Raw genomic sequence first — 13,838 nt, forward strand, 5'->3', positions numbered from 1 at the left:
GCCGCCACCCCCTACCGCCGTCCCCGCAGGGACCCGGTGCGAATCCTCGCCTTCGACGCCCTGCGCGCCGTGGACGAGCGCGGCGCCTACGCCAACCTGGTGCTGCCCCCGATGCTGGCCAAGGCCCGGGAGGCGGGCACCCTCGACGCACGGGACGCGGCGCTGGCCACCGAGCTGGTCTACGGCACGCTCCGCCGCCAGGGCACCTACGACGAGGTGCTCCGGGAGTGCGTGGACCGGCCGCTGCGCGAGGTGGACCCGCCGGTTCTCGACGTGCTCTCGCTCGGCGCGCACCAGCTGCTCGGCACCCGCATCCCCAGCCACGCCGCGGTGAGTTCGGCCGTGGAGCTGGCCCGCTGCGTGCTCGGCGACGGGCGCGCCAAGTTCGTCAACGCGGTCCTGCGCCGCGTCGCCGCCCGCGATCTGGACGGGTGGCTCACGGAGCTCGCCCCGCCCTTCGACGAGGAGCCCGAGCGCCACCTCGCCCTGGTCCACGCCCATCCGCCGTGGGTGGTCTCCGCCCTGTGGGACGCCCTGGGCGGCGGCCGGGCGGGCATCGAGAGCCTGTTGGCCGCCGACAACGAGCGGCCCCTGGTCACGCTCGTCGCCCGTCCGGGCCGCTCCACCGTGGCCGAGCTGACCGAGGACGGCCGGGCCGAGCCCGGCCGCTTCTCGCCGTACGCGGCGCGGCTGGCGGACGGGGGCGAGCCGGGCGCGCTCGACGCCGTCCGCGAGGGCCGGGCGGGGGTCCAGGACGAGGGCAGCCAGCTGGTCGCGATCGCCCTGGCCGAGGCGCCGCTGACCGGCGCCGACGCCCGCTGGCTCGACGTCTGCGCGGGTCCCGGTGGCAAGGCGGCGCTGCTCGCCGCCCTGGCGGCGCGGCGGGACGCCGTGCTGGTCGCGGCCGAGAAGCAGCCGCACCGGGCCCGTCTGGTGGCCCGCACCCTGGCCGGGAACCCGGGCCCCGCCCAGGTCGTGCTCGCGGACGGCACCCGCCCGGCGTGGCGGCCCGGTGCGTTCGACCGGGTCCTGGTGGACGTGCCCTGCACGGGCCTCGGCGCCCTCAGGCGCCGCCCCGAGGCCCGCTGGCGCCGCCGCCCCGAGGACCTCGACGCCCTCACCTCCCTCCAGCGTGACCTGCTGCGGGGGGCGCTGGCCGCCACCCGCCCCGGCGGCGTCGTCGCGTACGCGACCTGCTCCCCCCACCTGGCGGAGACGCGCCTGGTGGTCACGGACGTGCTCAAGGGGCTCGCGAACGAGGGCGCCGCGGGCGCCGAGTGGATCGACGCCCGCCCGTTGCTGCCCGGCGTCCCCGAGCTCGGCGAGGGCCCCGACGTCCAGCTCTGGCCGCACCTGCACGGCACCGACGCCATGTACCTGGCCCTGCTGCGCCGCACCTGAGGCCGCGGCTGAGGGCGGCCGGGCCGGCCGCCGGGACCGGCCGCCGGGCGTTCAGGCCCGGGGCGTCGGTGTGGCGAGCTCGGCCAGGTGGCGCAGCGAGTTGGTCAGATGCTCGGGCCCGAACGGCGGGAACTGGAGGTACTCCCGGATGTACGGCGGCACCGCCGACCAGTCGTAGGTGAGCGTGACCTCGGTCCCGGACGGGCCGAGCGGCGCGAGGTCGTAACGCCAGAACCAGCCGCCGAACTCCAGCCGGCCGTCGGCCTTCTCCTGCCCGGTCAGCCAGCCGATGGCGCGCGGCGGGTCGAGCACCTGGACCTTGTTGGCCACCCGGTAGTCACCGTCCGGATGGTCGGCGTGGTACATGTCCATCCGGAAGATCTGCCCCACCTCGGTCAGCGGCGCCCGGTCGATGCCCTCCTGGACCCAGCCGGTGCCGTCGATCGCGGAGTGGGTCGTCGGGTCCGCCAGCACCGCGAACACCCTCGCGGCGGGAACGGCGACGATCAGGGTGGCGCTCACGTTCTCCTGGTCCACGGTGTACACGCTCCTCGTCTTCTCAACTCGGGCCTCCCGCGGGCGCGGAAGGGGACGTGCCCACCATGCAGACGGCGCGGTGAGGCGGAACTCATCGGTCGGGGCGGGAATCCCCGGGCCGGGGGCGCCCCGCCGGGCGCGAGGCGGTGTTGAATACTGGCGGCATGGCTCAGATCAACCCCAGCATGCTCTCCGCCGACTTCTCCCGGCTCGCCGAGGAGGCCCGGGCCGTCGAGGGAGCCGACTGGCTCCACATCGACGTGATGGACAACCACTTCGTGCCGAACCTGACGATCGGCCTGCCGGTCGTCGAGGCGCTGGGGAAGGCCACCGGGACCCCGCTCGACTGCCACCTGATGATCGAGGACCCGGACCGCTGGGCCCCGGCCTTCGTGGACGCGGGCGCCGGGTCCGTCACCTTCCACGCGGAGGCCGCCGCCGCCCCGGTCCGGCTGGCCCGTGAGATCCGCGCCAAGGGGGCGCGCGCCTCTCTGGCGCTGAGGCCCGCGACCCCGATCGAGCCGTTCGAGGACCTGCTGCCCGAGCTGGACATGGTGCTGGTGATGACCGTGGAGCCCGGCTTCGGGGGCCAGGCGTTCCTGGATGTCATGCTGCCCAAGATCCGCCGCACCCGGCAGCTCATCGACCGGCACGGGCTGCCGCTGTGGCTCCAGGTGGACGGCGGCGTCTCGGCCGAGACCATCGAGCGGTGCGCCGAGGCCGGGGCCGACGTCTTCGTGGCGGGCTCGGCGGTCTACGGGGCCGACGACCCGGCCGCCGCGGTCAGGTCGCTGCGCGCCCAGGCGGACAAGGCGGCGCCCCGCCCCACATCCCGGTGAACGGCAGGCGTCGATCGCGTTCCGTGACCCGTGGGCCGGCGGAGAACCGATCGGCACCCTCGGGGATCTGCGAGGATGAACACGCGTTATGTGTGCGGGGACACAAACCGGAGGACAGTGAGGTGAGTGCGGTGCCGACCGGGAGGTCAGCCACACGGATGGGGCCCGCCGAGCTGATGCAGGCGGCGGCCATGGCCCGCCGCTTCTACTTGGAAGGCAAGTCGAAGATCCAGATCGCGGACGAGTTCGGGGTCAGCCGCTTCAAGGTCGCCCGGGTGCTGGAGTCCGCGGTGGAGCACGACCTGGTACGTATCGAGATCAGGGTCCCGGCGGAGCTGGACGCCGAGCGTTCCGACGCCCTGCGGGCCCGCTACGGGCTGCGGCACGTCGTGGTGGCCGAGTCGCCGTCGGGGGCGGAGGACGACACCCCCGACCCGGAGCATCTGGGCGAGGTGGCGGCGGAGTTGCTGGGCGAGCTGGTCGCGGAGGGGGACGTGCTGGGGCTGGCCTGGGGCCGGTCCACGATCCACATGGCGGCGGCGCTCAGGGAGCTGCCGCCGTGCACGGTGGTGCAGCTGACCGGGGTCTACGACGCGGGCACGGCCGAGCGCGGCTCGGTGGAGGCGGTGCGGCGGGCCGCGGCGGTGTCGGGCGGGGCGGCCCACCCGATCTACGCGCCGATGCTGCTGCCCGACCCGGGCACGGCGGCGGCGCTGCGGAGGCAGCCGGGGATCGCCGCCGCGTTCGAGTACTTCGACAAGGTGACCATCGCGGCGGTCTCCATCGGCTCCTGGGAGACCGGGATCTCGGCCGTGCACGACATGCTCGGCAAGGAGGAGCGGGAGCACTACGCGTCGCTCGGCGTCGCCGCCGAGATGTCCGCGCACCTGTTCGCCTGGGACGGCCGCCGCGTGGGGCGGGACCTGGGGGAGCGGTGCATCACCGTCGAGGCGGAGCGGCTGCGCCGGGTTCCGGAGGTCGTCGCCATCGCCGGGGGCCGCAGGAAGGCCGACGCGATCGGGGCGGTGCTGCGCTCGGGGCTGGTGACCAGCCTGGTCACGGACACGGCGGCGGCCGAGAGCCTGCTGGCCCAGCCGGCGGGCGCCCGCGCGGCCCTCGAACGGACCGACCCGGACGCGTAGCCGGGCGCGGGGGGCCGGGCGCCCGTGGGAAGGCCGCGGGGCGCGTGCGATCGCGAACGCGCGCCGATCGGGGACAATGACACAGGAGCCGCAGCTCCCCACCGGCCGGATCCGCACAGCAGCAGGCAGAGGGCGAGCGCGCATGAGGTTCCTCAACGACTCACCACCCATGTACGACCTGACGTACGACGACGTCTTCATGGTCCCCAACCGTTCGGCGATCGGCTCCCGCCAGGACGTGGACCTCGCCACCCCGGACGGGACCGGCACCACCATCCCCCTGGTCGTCGCCAACATGACGGCGGTCGCGGGGCGCCGGATGGCCGAGACCGTGGCCCGCCGCGGCGGTCTCGCCGTGATCCCGCAGGACATCCCGCTCGACGTCGTCACCGAGGTGATCGGCTGGGTCAAGCGGCGGCACCTGGTGCTGGACACCCCGATCGTCCTGGCCCCGACGCAGACCGTGGGCGACGCCCTGGCGCTGCTGCCCAAGCGCGCGCACGGGGCGGGCGTGGTCGTCTCCGCCGAGCGGCCGGTCGGGATCGTCACGGAGGCGGACCTGACCGGGGTCGACCGGTTCACGCAGGTGGGCGAGGTGATGTCCCGCGACCTGCTGGTGCTCGACGCCACGATGGACCCGCGCGAGGCGTTCACCGCGCTCGACGCCGCCCACCGCAAGATCGCGCCGGCGGTCGGCCCCGACGGGCGCCTGGCGGGCATCCTCAGTCGCAAGGGGGCGCTGCGCGCCACGCTGTACACGCCGGCCACGGACGACGGGGGCCGGCTGCGGATCGCGGCGGCGGTCGGGATCAACGGGGATGTGGCGGGCCGGGCGAAGGCGTTGCTCGACGCCGGGGTCGACGCGCTCGTCGTGGACACCGCGCACGGGCACCAGGAGTCGATGATCGCCACGCTCGGCGCGGTGCGCGGCCTGGACCCGCGGGTGCCGGTGGTCGCGGGGAACGTGGTGTCGGCCGCGGGCACGCGGGACCTGATCGAGGCGGGTGCCGACATCGTCAAGGTCGGCGTCGGGCCCGGCGCGATGTGCACCACCAGGATGATGACGGGCGTGGGACGGCCGCAGTTCTCCGCCGTGCTCGAATGCGCCGCCGCCGCGGCCGAGTTCGGCAAGCACGTGTGGGCCGACGGCGGGGTCAGGCACCCCAGGGACGTGGCGATGGCGCTGGCCGCGGGCGCGTCGAACGTGATGATCGGCTCGTGGTTCGCCGGGACGTTCGAGTCGCCCGGTGACCTCCAGCAGGCGGTCGACGGGCGCCTGTACAAGGAGAGTTACGGCATGGCCTCGGCCCGCGCCGTGCGGAACCGCACCAGCGAGGAGTCGGCCTACGACCGGGCGCGCAAGGGGCTGTTCGAGGAGGGCATCTCGACCTCGCGGATGTTCCTCGACCCGGTGCGGCCCGGCGTGGAGGACCTGATCGACGCGATCGTGGCGGGCGTCCGCTCGGCGTGCAGCTACGCGGGCGCCCGGACGCTGGGCGAGTTCGCCGAGCGGGCGGTCGTCGGCGTGCAGAGCGCCGCCGGGTACGCCGAGGGGCAGCCGCTGCACGCCAGCTGGCAGTAATCCGGGGGCGGTTGGCAAGACATCCGCTGGTCGGGGCGGTGCGCCGGTGGTCTGATGGGGCCATGAGCGGACGGGCGCGCGAGGGATATCAGGGGACGGGTCCGGGGGCCATCACCCCCGACGGGTGTGCTGTCGACCGGTGGCTGCGGCTGCCGGTGGGCCGGGAGCCGGACGTGGTGGCGGCCGCGGCCGGGCCGGGCGCGAGCATCCTGGAGCTGGGCTGCGGCGTCGGACGGGTGACGCGCCCCCTGGTGGAACGGGGCTTCGCCGTCACGGCCGTCGACGAGTCACCGGAGATGCTGGCGCACGTCGGCGGCGCCGCCCGCACCGTGTGCTCGCCCGTCGAGACGCTGGAGCTGGGCGAGGAGCGGTTCGACGTCGTGCTGCTCGCCTCGTTCCTCGTGCACAACGGCGATCCCGCGGTGCGCCGGGGCATGCTGGCGACCTGCCGCCGGTATGTGGCCGACGGGGGCGCCGTGCTGATCGAGCGTGAGGGCGACGACTGGCACACGCGGGTGCCCCGGGAGGGGCCGAGCCCGGACGGGGGCGTCACGCGGGTGGTGTCGGCGGATCCGGTGGGGCCCGATGTGTCGTCGATCCGCGTGGAGTACGAGTTCGCCGACGCGCGGTGGAGCCAGACGTTCCTGTCCTACCGGTACCGCGGGGACGCCTTCGAGCGGACGCTGGCCGAGGCGGGGCTGCGGCTGGACACGACGCTCACCGAGGACGGCACCTGGGTGCGCGCCCTGCCGGTCTGAGCGGGGCGCCGCGCGACCGCGTTCCTGGAGGACGCGCGTTGAACGTTCGGCCGTCCGTCAACAACCGTGCATGGTACAGGGGTTGAGTATTCCTCTACTCGGCAGTAGCTTCTCCCTCCGGAACCCCCACACGGTCCGGCCCTGTTCGGGCCGTCCGACTTCCCGGAGGATGCGCATGCGCACCCGTCATCGGCTCGCCACGGCAGTGTCCGCTTCCGCTCTCGCGCTCGGCGCCGTCGCCGTCTCGGCGTCCCCGGCCGTCGCCGCGCCGCCCGACAAGCCGCAGGTGCTGTCCAGTTGGACGCAGACCAGCGCCAGCAGCTACAACGCCTGGCTCAGTGCCCGGAACAACCAGGGCGCCTGGGCCGCCTACGAGTTCGACTGGTCGACCGACCTGTGCTCCTGGTCGCCGGACAACCCCTTCGGCTTCCCTTTTGACCTGTCATGCGCGCGCCATGACTTCGCGTACCGCAACCACAAGGACCTCGGCATCTTCGAGCCCAACAAGGCGCGTCTGGACAGCGCCTTCTACGAGGACCTGCTCCGCGTCTGCGACGGCTACTCGGGCGCCACCGGCGCGGCCTGCGACGGCACCGCGTGGACGTACTACCAGGCCGTGAGGAACCTGGGCTGAGGGCCGGGCCCCCGGGCTGACCACCCTCCGGCCCCTCTCGCGCCGGGCCGCGGACCGACCCCCCGGGTCCGCGGCCCGGCGCACCTCGTTCCGCGTCCGCCCCCGCCGGGGTCCCGGGCGGGGCCTTCAGGGGAGCGGTTCGGCCGCGCCCCGGGTGGCGCGGTCGGAGGCGGCGGAGGTGATGGGGGCGGTGCGGTCGGACGCGACCGGGGCGCTGCCGCCCCCCGCGCCGAGCACCCCCGCGGACACCACCAGCACCGCGGTGGCCGCCGTGACGACGGCGAACGAGGCGGGCAGGGAGGCCAGTTCGCCGATGCCGCCGATGAGCGTGGGTGCGATGAGGCCGGTGGTGTAGGTCACCGTCGCGACGCCGGCGATCGCCTGGCTCGGGTTGGGCCCGCTGCGGCCCGCCGCCGCGAAGGCCAGCGGGACGACGACCGCGATGCCCACGCCGAGCAGCCCGAAGCCCGCGATGCCCTGCGCCGGGGTGTGCGCCGTCACCACCAGCGTTCCGCCGGCGACGGCCAGCACCCCGCTCGCCCGCACGGTGCGCACCGGACCGAGGCGCCGCACCACCGCGTCCCCGGCGAGCCGGGCCACGGCCATGGTGCAGGCGAACGCGGTGAAACTCGCCGCCGCCACCGTCTCGGAGGCGCCGGTGACGTCCTCCAGGTAGACCCCGGACCAGTCGGCGCTGCCGCCCTCGGCGAGGATCGCGCACATCCCGACCGCGCCGATCAGCCAGGCCGAACGGGGCGGCAGCGCGAAGCGCGGCGGCGGGGCCTCGTCCGGCTCCGGCCGTATGTCGAGCAGGCCCCGGCAGACGAGCGGGGTGGCCGCGAGGAGCGCGAGGCCGATCAGCGGCAGGTGCAGCCGGGCGTCGAGGCCGAGGTGGACCGCGCCCACGCCGAGGGCGGCGCCCGTCAGGGATCCCACGCTCCACAGCCCGTGCAGGCCGGACATGATGGACTGCCCGTGGTGCCGCTCGATGTCCACGCCCTGGGCGTTCATCGCCACATCGGCCATGCCGGCGGTGGCGCCGAAGAGGGTGAACACGGCGCACAGCACGACCAGGTTGGGCGCCAGCGGGGGGAGCGCGAGCGCGGCGCACCAGAGCGCGAGGAGGCCGCGCACGGCGGCGAGCGCGCCGTAGCGGTGGATGAAACGGCTGGCCAGCGGCATGGCGATCGAGGCGCCGACGGCGGGGAAGGCCAGGGCGAGGCCGAGCACGGCCGTGCTGAGGTCGAGGTGATCCTTGAGCCAGGGGATGCGGGTCGCGAAGCTGCCCTGGGCCGCCCCGTGGAGGGCGAAGACGACGCCCACGGAGACGCGGGCGCGGCGTATCCGCGAGGGCGAGGGCGGGATGGAGTGCTCCGGCATGGGCGGTCCGTTTCCTGATGGGCGGTCCGTTTCCTGAGGGGAGACCGACGGCCGTCGGTCGAGCCGGGGCATAAACTATCAGGAAGCCTTCCTGATAAAAAGCGGCACCGTCGTGAAAGGATGCCCGGATGACCACCGCGCGCACCGCGTCGCCCCGTACGGCTCGCGCCATCAACGACCGCATCGCCCTCGAACTGCTCGTCGAGGAGGGGCCGTTGACCGCCGCCCGGCTGCGCGAGCTGACCGGTCTCTCGCGGCCGAGCGTCGCCGATGTCCTGGACCGGCTCGGCCGCGGCGGCCTGGTCACGGTCGTCGGCGAGGCCGGGGAGGACCGCCGCGGGCCGAACGCCAGGCTCTACGGCCTGGTGGCGAGGCGCGCGCACGTCGCGGCGCTCGACGTGCGCACGGACGGTGTCGCGTTCACCCTCGCGGACCTGGTGGGGACGACCGTGGGGGACGGCGTGCTGCCGGTCTCCGACGGGGGCGGCCCCCGTGTCGTGTCCGACGTGCTGGCGGCGCTGGAGGCCGCCCGGCGCGAGGCCGGGATCGACGCCGTGCACACCGCCGTGATGGGTGCCCCCGGTCTCGCGGACCCGGCCACCGGCGCGCTCCGCACGGTCGCCGGACTGCCGGGCTGGCACGCCGAGTTGCTCACCGCCCTGCGCGAGGGGCTGGAGGGCCGGGTCCTGCTGGAGAACGAGGTGAACCTGGCCGGGATCGCCGAACACCGCGCCGGGGTGGTGCGCGACCGCGACACCTTCGTCCTGCTCTGGCTCGGCCACGGGATCGGCGCGGCGGTGGTGCTGGACGGCGTGCTGCGCCGGGGCGCCTCGGGCGGCGCGGGCGAGCTGGGCTTCCTGCCGGTGCCCGGCACCGGCGGCCTGCCCTCCGCGACCGACTGCGACGGCGGATTCCACGCGCTCGCCGCCAGCGCCGCGGTGTGCGCGCTGGCCAGGTCGCACGGGCTGCGGGCGGCGAGGGCGGGGGACGCGGCGGCGGCGGAGGCCGTCGTGCGCCAGGCGTGCGCGGCGGACACGGGGGAGCGCGCGGCGTTCCTGGACGAGCTGGCCGAACGCGTGGCCGTGGCCATGGCGGGGGTGGTCTCCGTCCTCGACCCCGGCTGCCTGGTCCTCGGCGGAGAGGTGGGCCGCGCGGGCGGCCCGGCCCTCGCCGACCGGGTCGCGCGCCGCCTGCGCGAACTCTCCCCGCTGGATACGGAGGTGCGGGCGGCGACGGTCGGCGGCAGCCCCGTACTCAACGGCGCCCTGCTGACCGCGCTCAGCCGCACCCGCCAGGAACTCTTCGGCTCGGACGGCCTGAACCGGGGCGCCTGAGGACGTGCGCGATCCTCGCCCAGGGCGGCGGCGCCGACCGGTCCGGGGTCTGCCCGGAGGACGTCGCCGGCGCCTCCGGGGCGGTGGCGGCGGCGAGTTCCACCGCGTGCGCCCGCACCATGGCCGTGGCCCGGCTCGCCGGGGACGCGGTGGCGCGGCGCTTCGGTGCGGGGGCGGACTGTGAGGCGGCCCACACGGGGGCGTGGCCGCGCGGCGCGCGTGGCACACTGGGACACGTACCAGTGACGTAGCGCACTCCGGGGTCGGTGAAAATCCGAACCGGCGGTTATAGTCCGCGACCCGTCCGCTGCCAGCGGCCGGTTGACCAGGTGGAATTCCTGGACCGACGGTTAAAGTCCGGATGGGAGGCAGTGCGCGGCGGAGCGGGACAGGTCTGTCCTGGCCACTGGTCCGCCCCGAGGGCGGGCCCGTGTGCGCGAGGCGGCCCTCTCCCCGTTTCCGTCCCGTCCCGTGAGCCCCGGAGCCGTGCCCGCAGAGGCAGGAGGATCCGGTGGCCGCCCCCGCAAGCGCCCTCCGCGACGGCCGCGAGGCCGAGGCGATGCGCCGTGCCATCGAGCTCGCCGCCCGCGGCCTCGGCGCCACGAGCCCCAACCCCGTCGTCGGCTGCGTCGTCCTCGACGCCCGGGGAGCGCCCGCCGGCGAGGGCTGGCACCAGGCCGCGGGAGGCCCCCACGCCGAGGTCCACGCGCTGGCCGCCGCGGGCGGCGCGGCGCGCGGCGGCACCGCCGTCGTGACCCTGGAGCCCTGCGCCCACACCGGCCGCACGGGACCCTGCGCCCAGGCCCTCGTCGACGCCGGCGTCGCCCGCGTCGTCTACGCCGTCGCCGACCCCGACCCCGCCGCCGCGGGCGGCGCCGGGACGCTCGCCGCCGCCGGCGTCGAGGTCGCCGGCGTGCTCCTCGCCGAGGAGGCCGCCGCCGTCAACGCCGCCTGGCTGACCGCCGTCACGCGCGGCCGTCCCCACGTCCGCTGGAAGTACGCCGCGACCCTCGACGGCCGCGTCGCCGCCGCCGACGGCACCAGCCGGTGGATCACCTCCGCCGCCTCCCGCGCCGACGTGCACCGGCTGCGCGCCCGTTCCGACGCCGTCCTCGTCGGCTCGGGAACGGCCCGCGCCGACGACCCCCACCTCGCCGTGCGGGACGTCCCGGGCGCCCGGCAGCCGCTGCGCGTGGTCGTCGACACCGACGCCGTCGCCGTCACCCCCGGCGCCCGGGTGCTCGACGGCGCCGCGCCCACCCTCATCGCCGTCGCCCAGGACGCGCCGGTGGAGCGCACCGAACTCCTCGCGCCGCACGCCGAGATCGTGCGCCTGCCCCGGGCCCCCGGAGGCCGGGGGCTCGACATCCCCGCGCTGCTCGCCGCCCTCCACGCCCGCGAGGTGCGCTCCCTGCTGCTCGAAGGCGGCCCCACGCTCGCCGGGGCCTTCGCCGCCGCGGGAGCCGTCGACGAGGTCACCGGCTACCTCGCCCCCGCCCTGCTCGGCGCGGGACCGGCCGCCCTGGCCGACGCCGGAATCACCACCGTCGCGCGGGCGTTGCGTCTGCGCGTCACCGAGTTGACCCGTATCGGCCCGGACGTGCGGATCACCGCCGTACCGGCCACCGTCCCCGAGGAGTCGTAAGTGTTCACCGGAATCATCGAAGAACTGGGCGAGGTCCTCGCCGTCGAGCCCGCCGGCGACTCCGCCCGGCTGCGGCTGCGCGGCGCCGTCGTCACCGAGGGCGCCTCCCACGGCGACTCCATCGCGGTCAACGGCGTCTGCCTCACCGTCGTCGAGACCGGCGAGGGCGCGTTCACCGCCGATGTCATGGCCGAGACGCTCCACCGCTCCAACCTCGGCGACCTCGACCCCGGTTCCCCGGTGAACCTCGAACGCCCCACACCCGTGGGCGGCCGGCTCGGCGGCCACATCGTGCAGGGGCACGTGGACGGCACCGCCGCCGTCCTCAGCCGGGTCCCGGGCGACCAGTGGGAGGCCGTGACCTTCTCGCTCCCGGAGGGCCTGGCCCGTTACGTCGTGGAGAAGGGCTCCATCACGGTGGACGGCGTCAGCCTCACCGTGATGGAGGCCGGAGAGGACCGTTTCTCCGTCGGCCTCATCCCCACCACGCTCGGCCTCACCACGCTCGGCCGCAAGCAGCCGGGCGCCGTCGTCAACCTCGAAGTCGACATCATCGCCAAGTACACCGAGAGCCTTCTCGCCCACCGCGAGCGCGCGCCGGAGGGGGCCGACCTCCGATGAGCCTGCTCGATCCGCTGCACGCCACCGCCTTCACCGCCTTCGGCCAGGACGTCATCTGGTCCGACATGGTGGGGAACCTGGCCGGCCTCGCCGCCCTCGCCCTGGGCTGGCGGCGCTCCCTGCTGACCTGGCCCGTCCAGCTGCTCTCCGGTGTCATCCTCGTCGTCGCCTACGCCTCCGCCGACCTCGGCGGGAGCGTGGGCAAGCAGCTCATCGTGATCATCGTCGCCGCCTGGGGCTGGCGGCAGTGGCGGCTCGGCCGCGGCACCGGCGGCGGCCGGATCGCCGTCCGCTTCGCCACCTGGCGGGAACGCGCCGCGCTCGCCGCCGGTGCCGCGGCCGGCACGCTGGCCGTCGGCACGCTGTTCACCGCGTTCCCCGACCTCTCGTGGAACCCGTGGCCCGACGCCTACATCTTCGTCGGCACCCTGGTGGCCATGGTCGCCCAGGCCCGCGGGCTGGTGGAGTTCTGGTTCGCCTGGCTGCTCGTCGACCTCGTCGGCGTCCCGCTCGCGTTCGACAGCGGCCTGCCGTTCTCCGGCATGGTCTACGTCGTCTACCTCGTCCTCGTCCTGTGGGGCATGCGCGACTGGTGGCTGCGCTCCAGGACCCAAACCCCGGGGCCCGCCCTGGAAGGAGCCGCGGCATGACCGTCACCGACCATCCCGAGCCGCACCACGCCGAGGCCCCGCTCGACCCCGTCCGCCGCGCGGTGGACGACATCGCGCGCGGCCGCCCCGTCGTGGTCGTGGACGACGCCGACCGGGAGAACGAGGGCGACCTCGTCCTCGCCGCCGAACTGATCACGCCCGAGCTGGTGGCGTTCATGATGAGCCAGTGCCGCGGCCTCATCTGCGTCCCCATGGTGCCCGAGGAGCTCGACCGGCTCGACCTGCCGCAGATGGTCGAGAAGAACACCGAGTCGATGGCCACCGCGTTCACCGTCTCGGTCGACGCCACCGCCGCGCACGGCGTCACCACCGGCATCTCGGCCGCCGACCGGGCCGCCACCATCAGGCTGCTCGCCGACCCCGCCGCCACCCCGTCCGACTTCGCGCGCCCCGGCCACGTCTTCCCCCTGCGCGCCCGCACCGGCGGCGTACTCGTCCGCCCCGGCCACACCGAGGCGGGCGTCGACCTGGCACGCCTCGCGGGCCTGCGCCCCGCCGCCGTGGTCGTGGAGATCGCCGCCGAGGACGGCACCATGCTGCGCCTGCCCCGGCTGCGGACCTTCGCCCGCACCCACGGACTCTCGATCATCTCCATCCGGGACCTCATCGCCCACCGCGCCCGGGCCGAGGGCGACGCCGCGCCCACCGTCCGCGGCGAGGCCGTGACCGCCCTGCCCACCGTCCACGGCGCGTTCCGCGCCCACGGCTACCGGTCGGCGGCCGACGGCGTCGAGCACATCGCCCTGGTCGCGGGCGACCTCGGCGACGGCGAGGACGTCCTGGTGCGGGTCCACTCCGAGTGCCTCACCGGCGACGTCTTCGGCTCCGAGCGCTGCGACTGCGGCCCCCAGCTGCGCGCCTCGCTCGACCGGATCGCCGCCGAGGGCCGCGGCGTGGTGCTCTACCTGCGCGGACACGAGGGCCGCGGGATCGGACTGCTGTCCAAGCTGCGCGCCTACGAGCTCCAGGAGCGCGGCCGGGACACCCTGGACGCCAACCTGGAGCTCGGGCTCCCCGCCGACGCCCGCGACTACGCCGCGGGGGCGCGCATCCTCGCCGACCTCGGCGTGCGGTCCCTGCGGCTGATGACCAACAACCCCGACAAGACCGCCGCGCTGGTGCGGCACGGACTGCGCGTCACCGGGCGCGAACCGGTGCCCGTTCCGCCCGGCACGCACAACCTGCGCTACCTGACGACCAAACGCGACCGCCTGGGCCACGACCTGCCCTGGCTCGACGCGGCACTCGTCTCGCCGTGCGCCGGCCAGTGAGCCGGTAAGCGCCCCCGCACCCC

13 protein-coding genes and 1 riboswitch are annotated in these 13,838 nt (G+C 75.4%); of the genes, 11 read left to right on the plus strand and 2 right to left on the minus strand.

Features of this window, described 5'->3' with window-relative positions; genetic code table 11:
* The coding region (locus ADY01_RS22520) for an RsmB/NOP family class I SAM-dependent RNA methyltransferase (protein WP_049576715.1) at nucleotides 1-1,401 on the plus strand (1,401 nt) is incomplete at its 5' end.
* A gap of 51 nt (nucleotides 1,402-1,452) precedes the next feature.
* Here the strand turns inward: ADY01_RS22520 and ADY01_RS22525 are convergent.
* Complete coding sequence (locus ADY01_RS22525; protein WP_199826281.1) at nucleotides 1,453-1,938, minus strand: SRPBCC family protein; 486 nt, start codon at nucleotides 1,936-1,938, stop codon at nucleotides 1,453-1,455.
* A gap of 164 nt (nucleotides 1,939-2,102) precedes the next feature.
* On the opposite strand from ADY01_RS22525, the gene rpe reads away from it, so the two are divergent.
* The 5 genes from rpe (at nucleotide 2,103) to ADY01_RS22550 (ending at nucleotide 6,893) form a co-directional block, all read left to right on the plus strand.
* Nucleotides 2,103-2,777: a ribulose-phosphate 3-epimerase gene (rpe, locus tag ADY01_RS22530; RefSeq protein ID WP_049576718.1), complete on the plus strand. Its 675-nt coding sequence runs from the start codon at nucleotides 2,103-2,105 to the stop codon at nucleotides 2,775-2,777.
* Nucleotides 2,778-2,935: 158 nt separating this feature from the next.
* Nucleotides 2,936-3,919 (plus strand): sugar-binding transcriptional regulator, encoded by a 984-nt coding sequence (locus tag ADY01_RS22535; RefSeq protein WP_049576720.1) that lies wholly within the window; start codon nucleotides 2,936-2,938, stop codon nucleotides 3,917-3,919.
* Between the two features lie 142 nt (nucleotides 3,920-4,061).
* Nucleotides 4,062-5,501, plus strand: a complete 1,440-nt coding sequence (locus ADY01_RS22540) for a GuaB1 family IMP dehydrogenase-related protein (RefSeq protein WP_049576722.1) — start codon at nucleotides 4,062-4,064, stop codon at nucleotides 5,499-5,501.
* A gap of 62 nt (nucleotides 5,502-5,563) precedes the next feature.
* Entirely contained in the window at nucleotides 5,564-6,259 is a 696-nt protein-coding gene (locus ADY01_RS22545) for a class I SAM-dependent methyltransferase (protein WP_049576725.1), read from the plus strand.
* 175 nt (nucleotides 6,260-6,434) lie between these two features.
* A complete protein-coding gene (locus tag ADY01_RS22550; protein WP_049576729.1) occupies nucleotides 6,435-6,893 on the plus strand; it encodes a phospholipase in 459 nt (152 codons plus the stop codon).
* 126 nt (nucleotides 6,894-7,019) lie between these two features.
* Here ADY01_RS22550 and ADY01_RS22555 read toward each other — a convergent pair whose 3' ends face one another.
* Complete coding sequence (locus ADY01_RS22555) at nucleotides 7,020-8,273, minus strand: MFS transporter (RefSeq protein ID WP_049576738.1); 1,254 nt, start codon at nucleotides 8,271-8,273, stop codon at nucleotides 7,020-7,022.
* Between the two features lie 128 nt (nucleotides 8,274-8,401).
* On the opposite strand from ADY01_RS22555, the gene ADY01_RS22560 reads away from it, so the two are divergent.
* From ADY01_RS22560 to ADY01_RS22580, 5 genes are all read left to right on the plus strand, one after another.
* Entirely contained in the window at nucleotides 8,402-9,607 is a 1,206-nt protein-coding gene (locus ADY01_RS22560; RefSeq protein ID WP_049576739.1) for an ROK family transcriptional regulator, read from the plus strand.
* Nucleotides 9,608-9,855: 248 nt separating this feature from the next.
* Nucleotides 9,856-9,986, plus strand: a riboswitch (FMN riboswitch).
* A 180-nt stretch (nucleotides 9,987-10,166) separates the two neighbouring features.
* Complete coding sequence (gene ribD / locus ADY01_RS22565; RefSeq protein WP_049576747.1) at nucleotides 10,167-11,252, plus strand: bifunctional diaminohydroxyphosphoribosylaminopyrimidine deaminase/5-amino-6-(5-phosphoribosylamino)uracil reductase RibD; 1,086 nt, start codon at nucleotides 10,167-10,169, stop codon at nucleotides 11,250-11,252.
* Complete coding sequence (locus ADY01_RS22570; protein WP_049576740.1) at nucleotides 11,253-11,873, plus strand: riboflavin synthase; 621 nt, start codon at nucleotides 11,253-11,255, stop codon at nucleotides 11,871-11,873.
* Complete coding sequence (locus tag ADY01_RS22575) at nucleotides 11,870-12,523, plus strand: nicotinamide mononucleotide transporter family protein (RefSeq protein ID WP_049576741.1); 654 nt, start codon at nucleotides 11,870-11,872, stop codon at nucleotides 12,521-12,523. Before ADY01_RS22570 ends, ADY01_RS22575 begins: the two co-directional genes overlap by 4 nt.
* Complete coding sequence (locus tag ADY01_RS22580; RefSeq protein WP_049576745.1) at nucleotides 12,520-13,815, plus strand: bifunctional 3,4-dihydroxy-2-butanone-4-phosphate synthase/GTP cyclohydrolase II; 1,296 nt, start codon at nucleotides 12,520-12,522, stop codon at nucleotides 13,813-13,815. The genes ADY01_RS22575 and ADY01_RS22580 overlap by 4 nt, the downstream gene beginning before the upstream one ends.
* Nucleotides 13,816-13,838 lie beyond the last annotated feature (23 nt).

It is taken from the genome of Streptomyces sp. SBT349 (genome assembly GCF_001083795.1).
GTDB lineage: Bacteria > Actinomycetota > Actinomycetes > Streptomycetales > Streptomycetaceae > Streptomyces.

Bases quoted from the DNA above. Each gene is read 5' to 3' on its own strand.
- ADY01_RS22545 (WP_049576725.1), top strand. From the start codon at position 5,564: ATGAGCGGACGGGCGCGCGAGGGATATCAGGGGACGGGTCCGGGGGCC.
- ADY01_RS22540 (WP_049576722.1), top strand. From the start codon at position 4,062: ATGAGGTTCCTCAACGACTCACCACCCATGTACGACCTGACGTACGAC.
- ADY01_RS22535 (WP_049576720.1), top strand. From the start codon at position 2,936: ATGGGGCCCGCCGAGCTGATGCAGGCGGCGGCCATGGCCCGCCGCTTC.
- rpe (WP_049576718.1), top strand. From the start codon at position 2,103: ATGGCTCAGATCAACCCCAGCATGCTCTCCGCCGACTTCTCCCGGCTC.
- ADY01_RS22560 (WP_049576739.1), top strand. From the start codon at position 8,402: ATGACCACCGCGCGCACCGCGTCGCCCCGTACGGCTCGCGCCATCAAC.
- ADY01_RS22550 (WP_049576729.1), top strand. From the start codon at position 6,435: ATGCGCACCCGTCATCGGCTCGCCACGGCAGTGTCCGCTTCCGCTCTC.
- ADY01_RS22555 (WP_049576738.1), bottom strand. From the start codon at position 8,273: ATGCCGGAGCACTCCATCCCGCCCTCGCCCTCGCGGATACGCCGCGCC.
- ADY01_RS22580 (WP_049576745.1), top strand. From the start codon at position 12,520: ATGACCGTCACCGACCATCCCGAGCCGCACCACGCCGAGGCCCCGCTC.
- ADY01_RS22575 (WP_049576741.1), top strand. From the start codon at position 11,870: ATGAGCCTGCTCGATCCGCTGCACGCCACCGCCTTCACCGCCTTCGGC.
- ribD (WP_049576747.1), top strand. From the start codon at position 10,167: ATGCGCCGTGCCATCGAGCTCGCCGCCCGCGGCCTCGGCGCCACGAGC.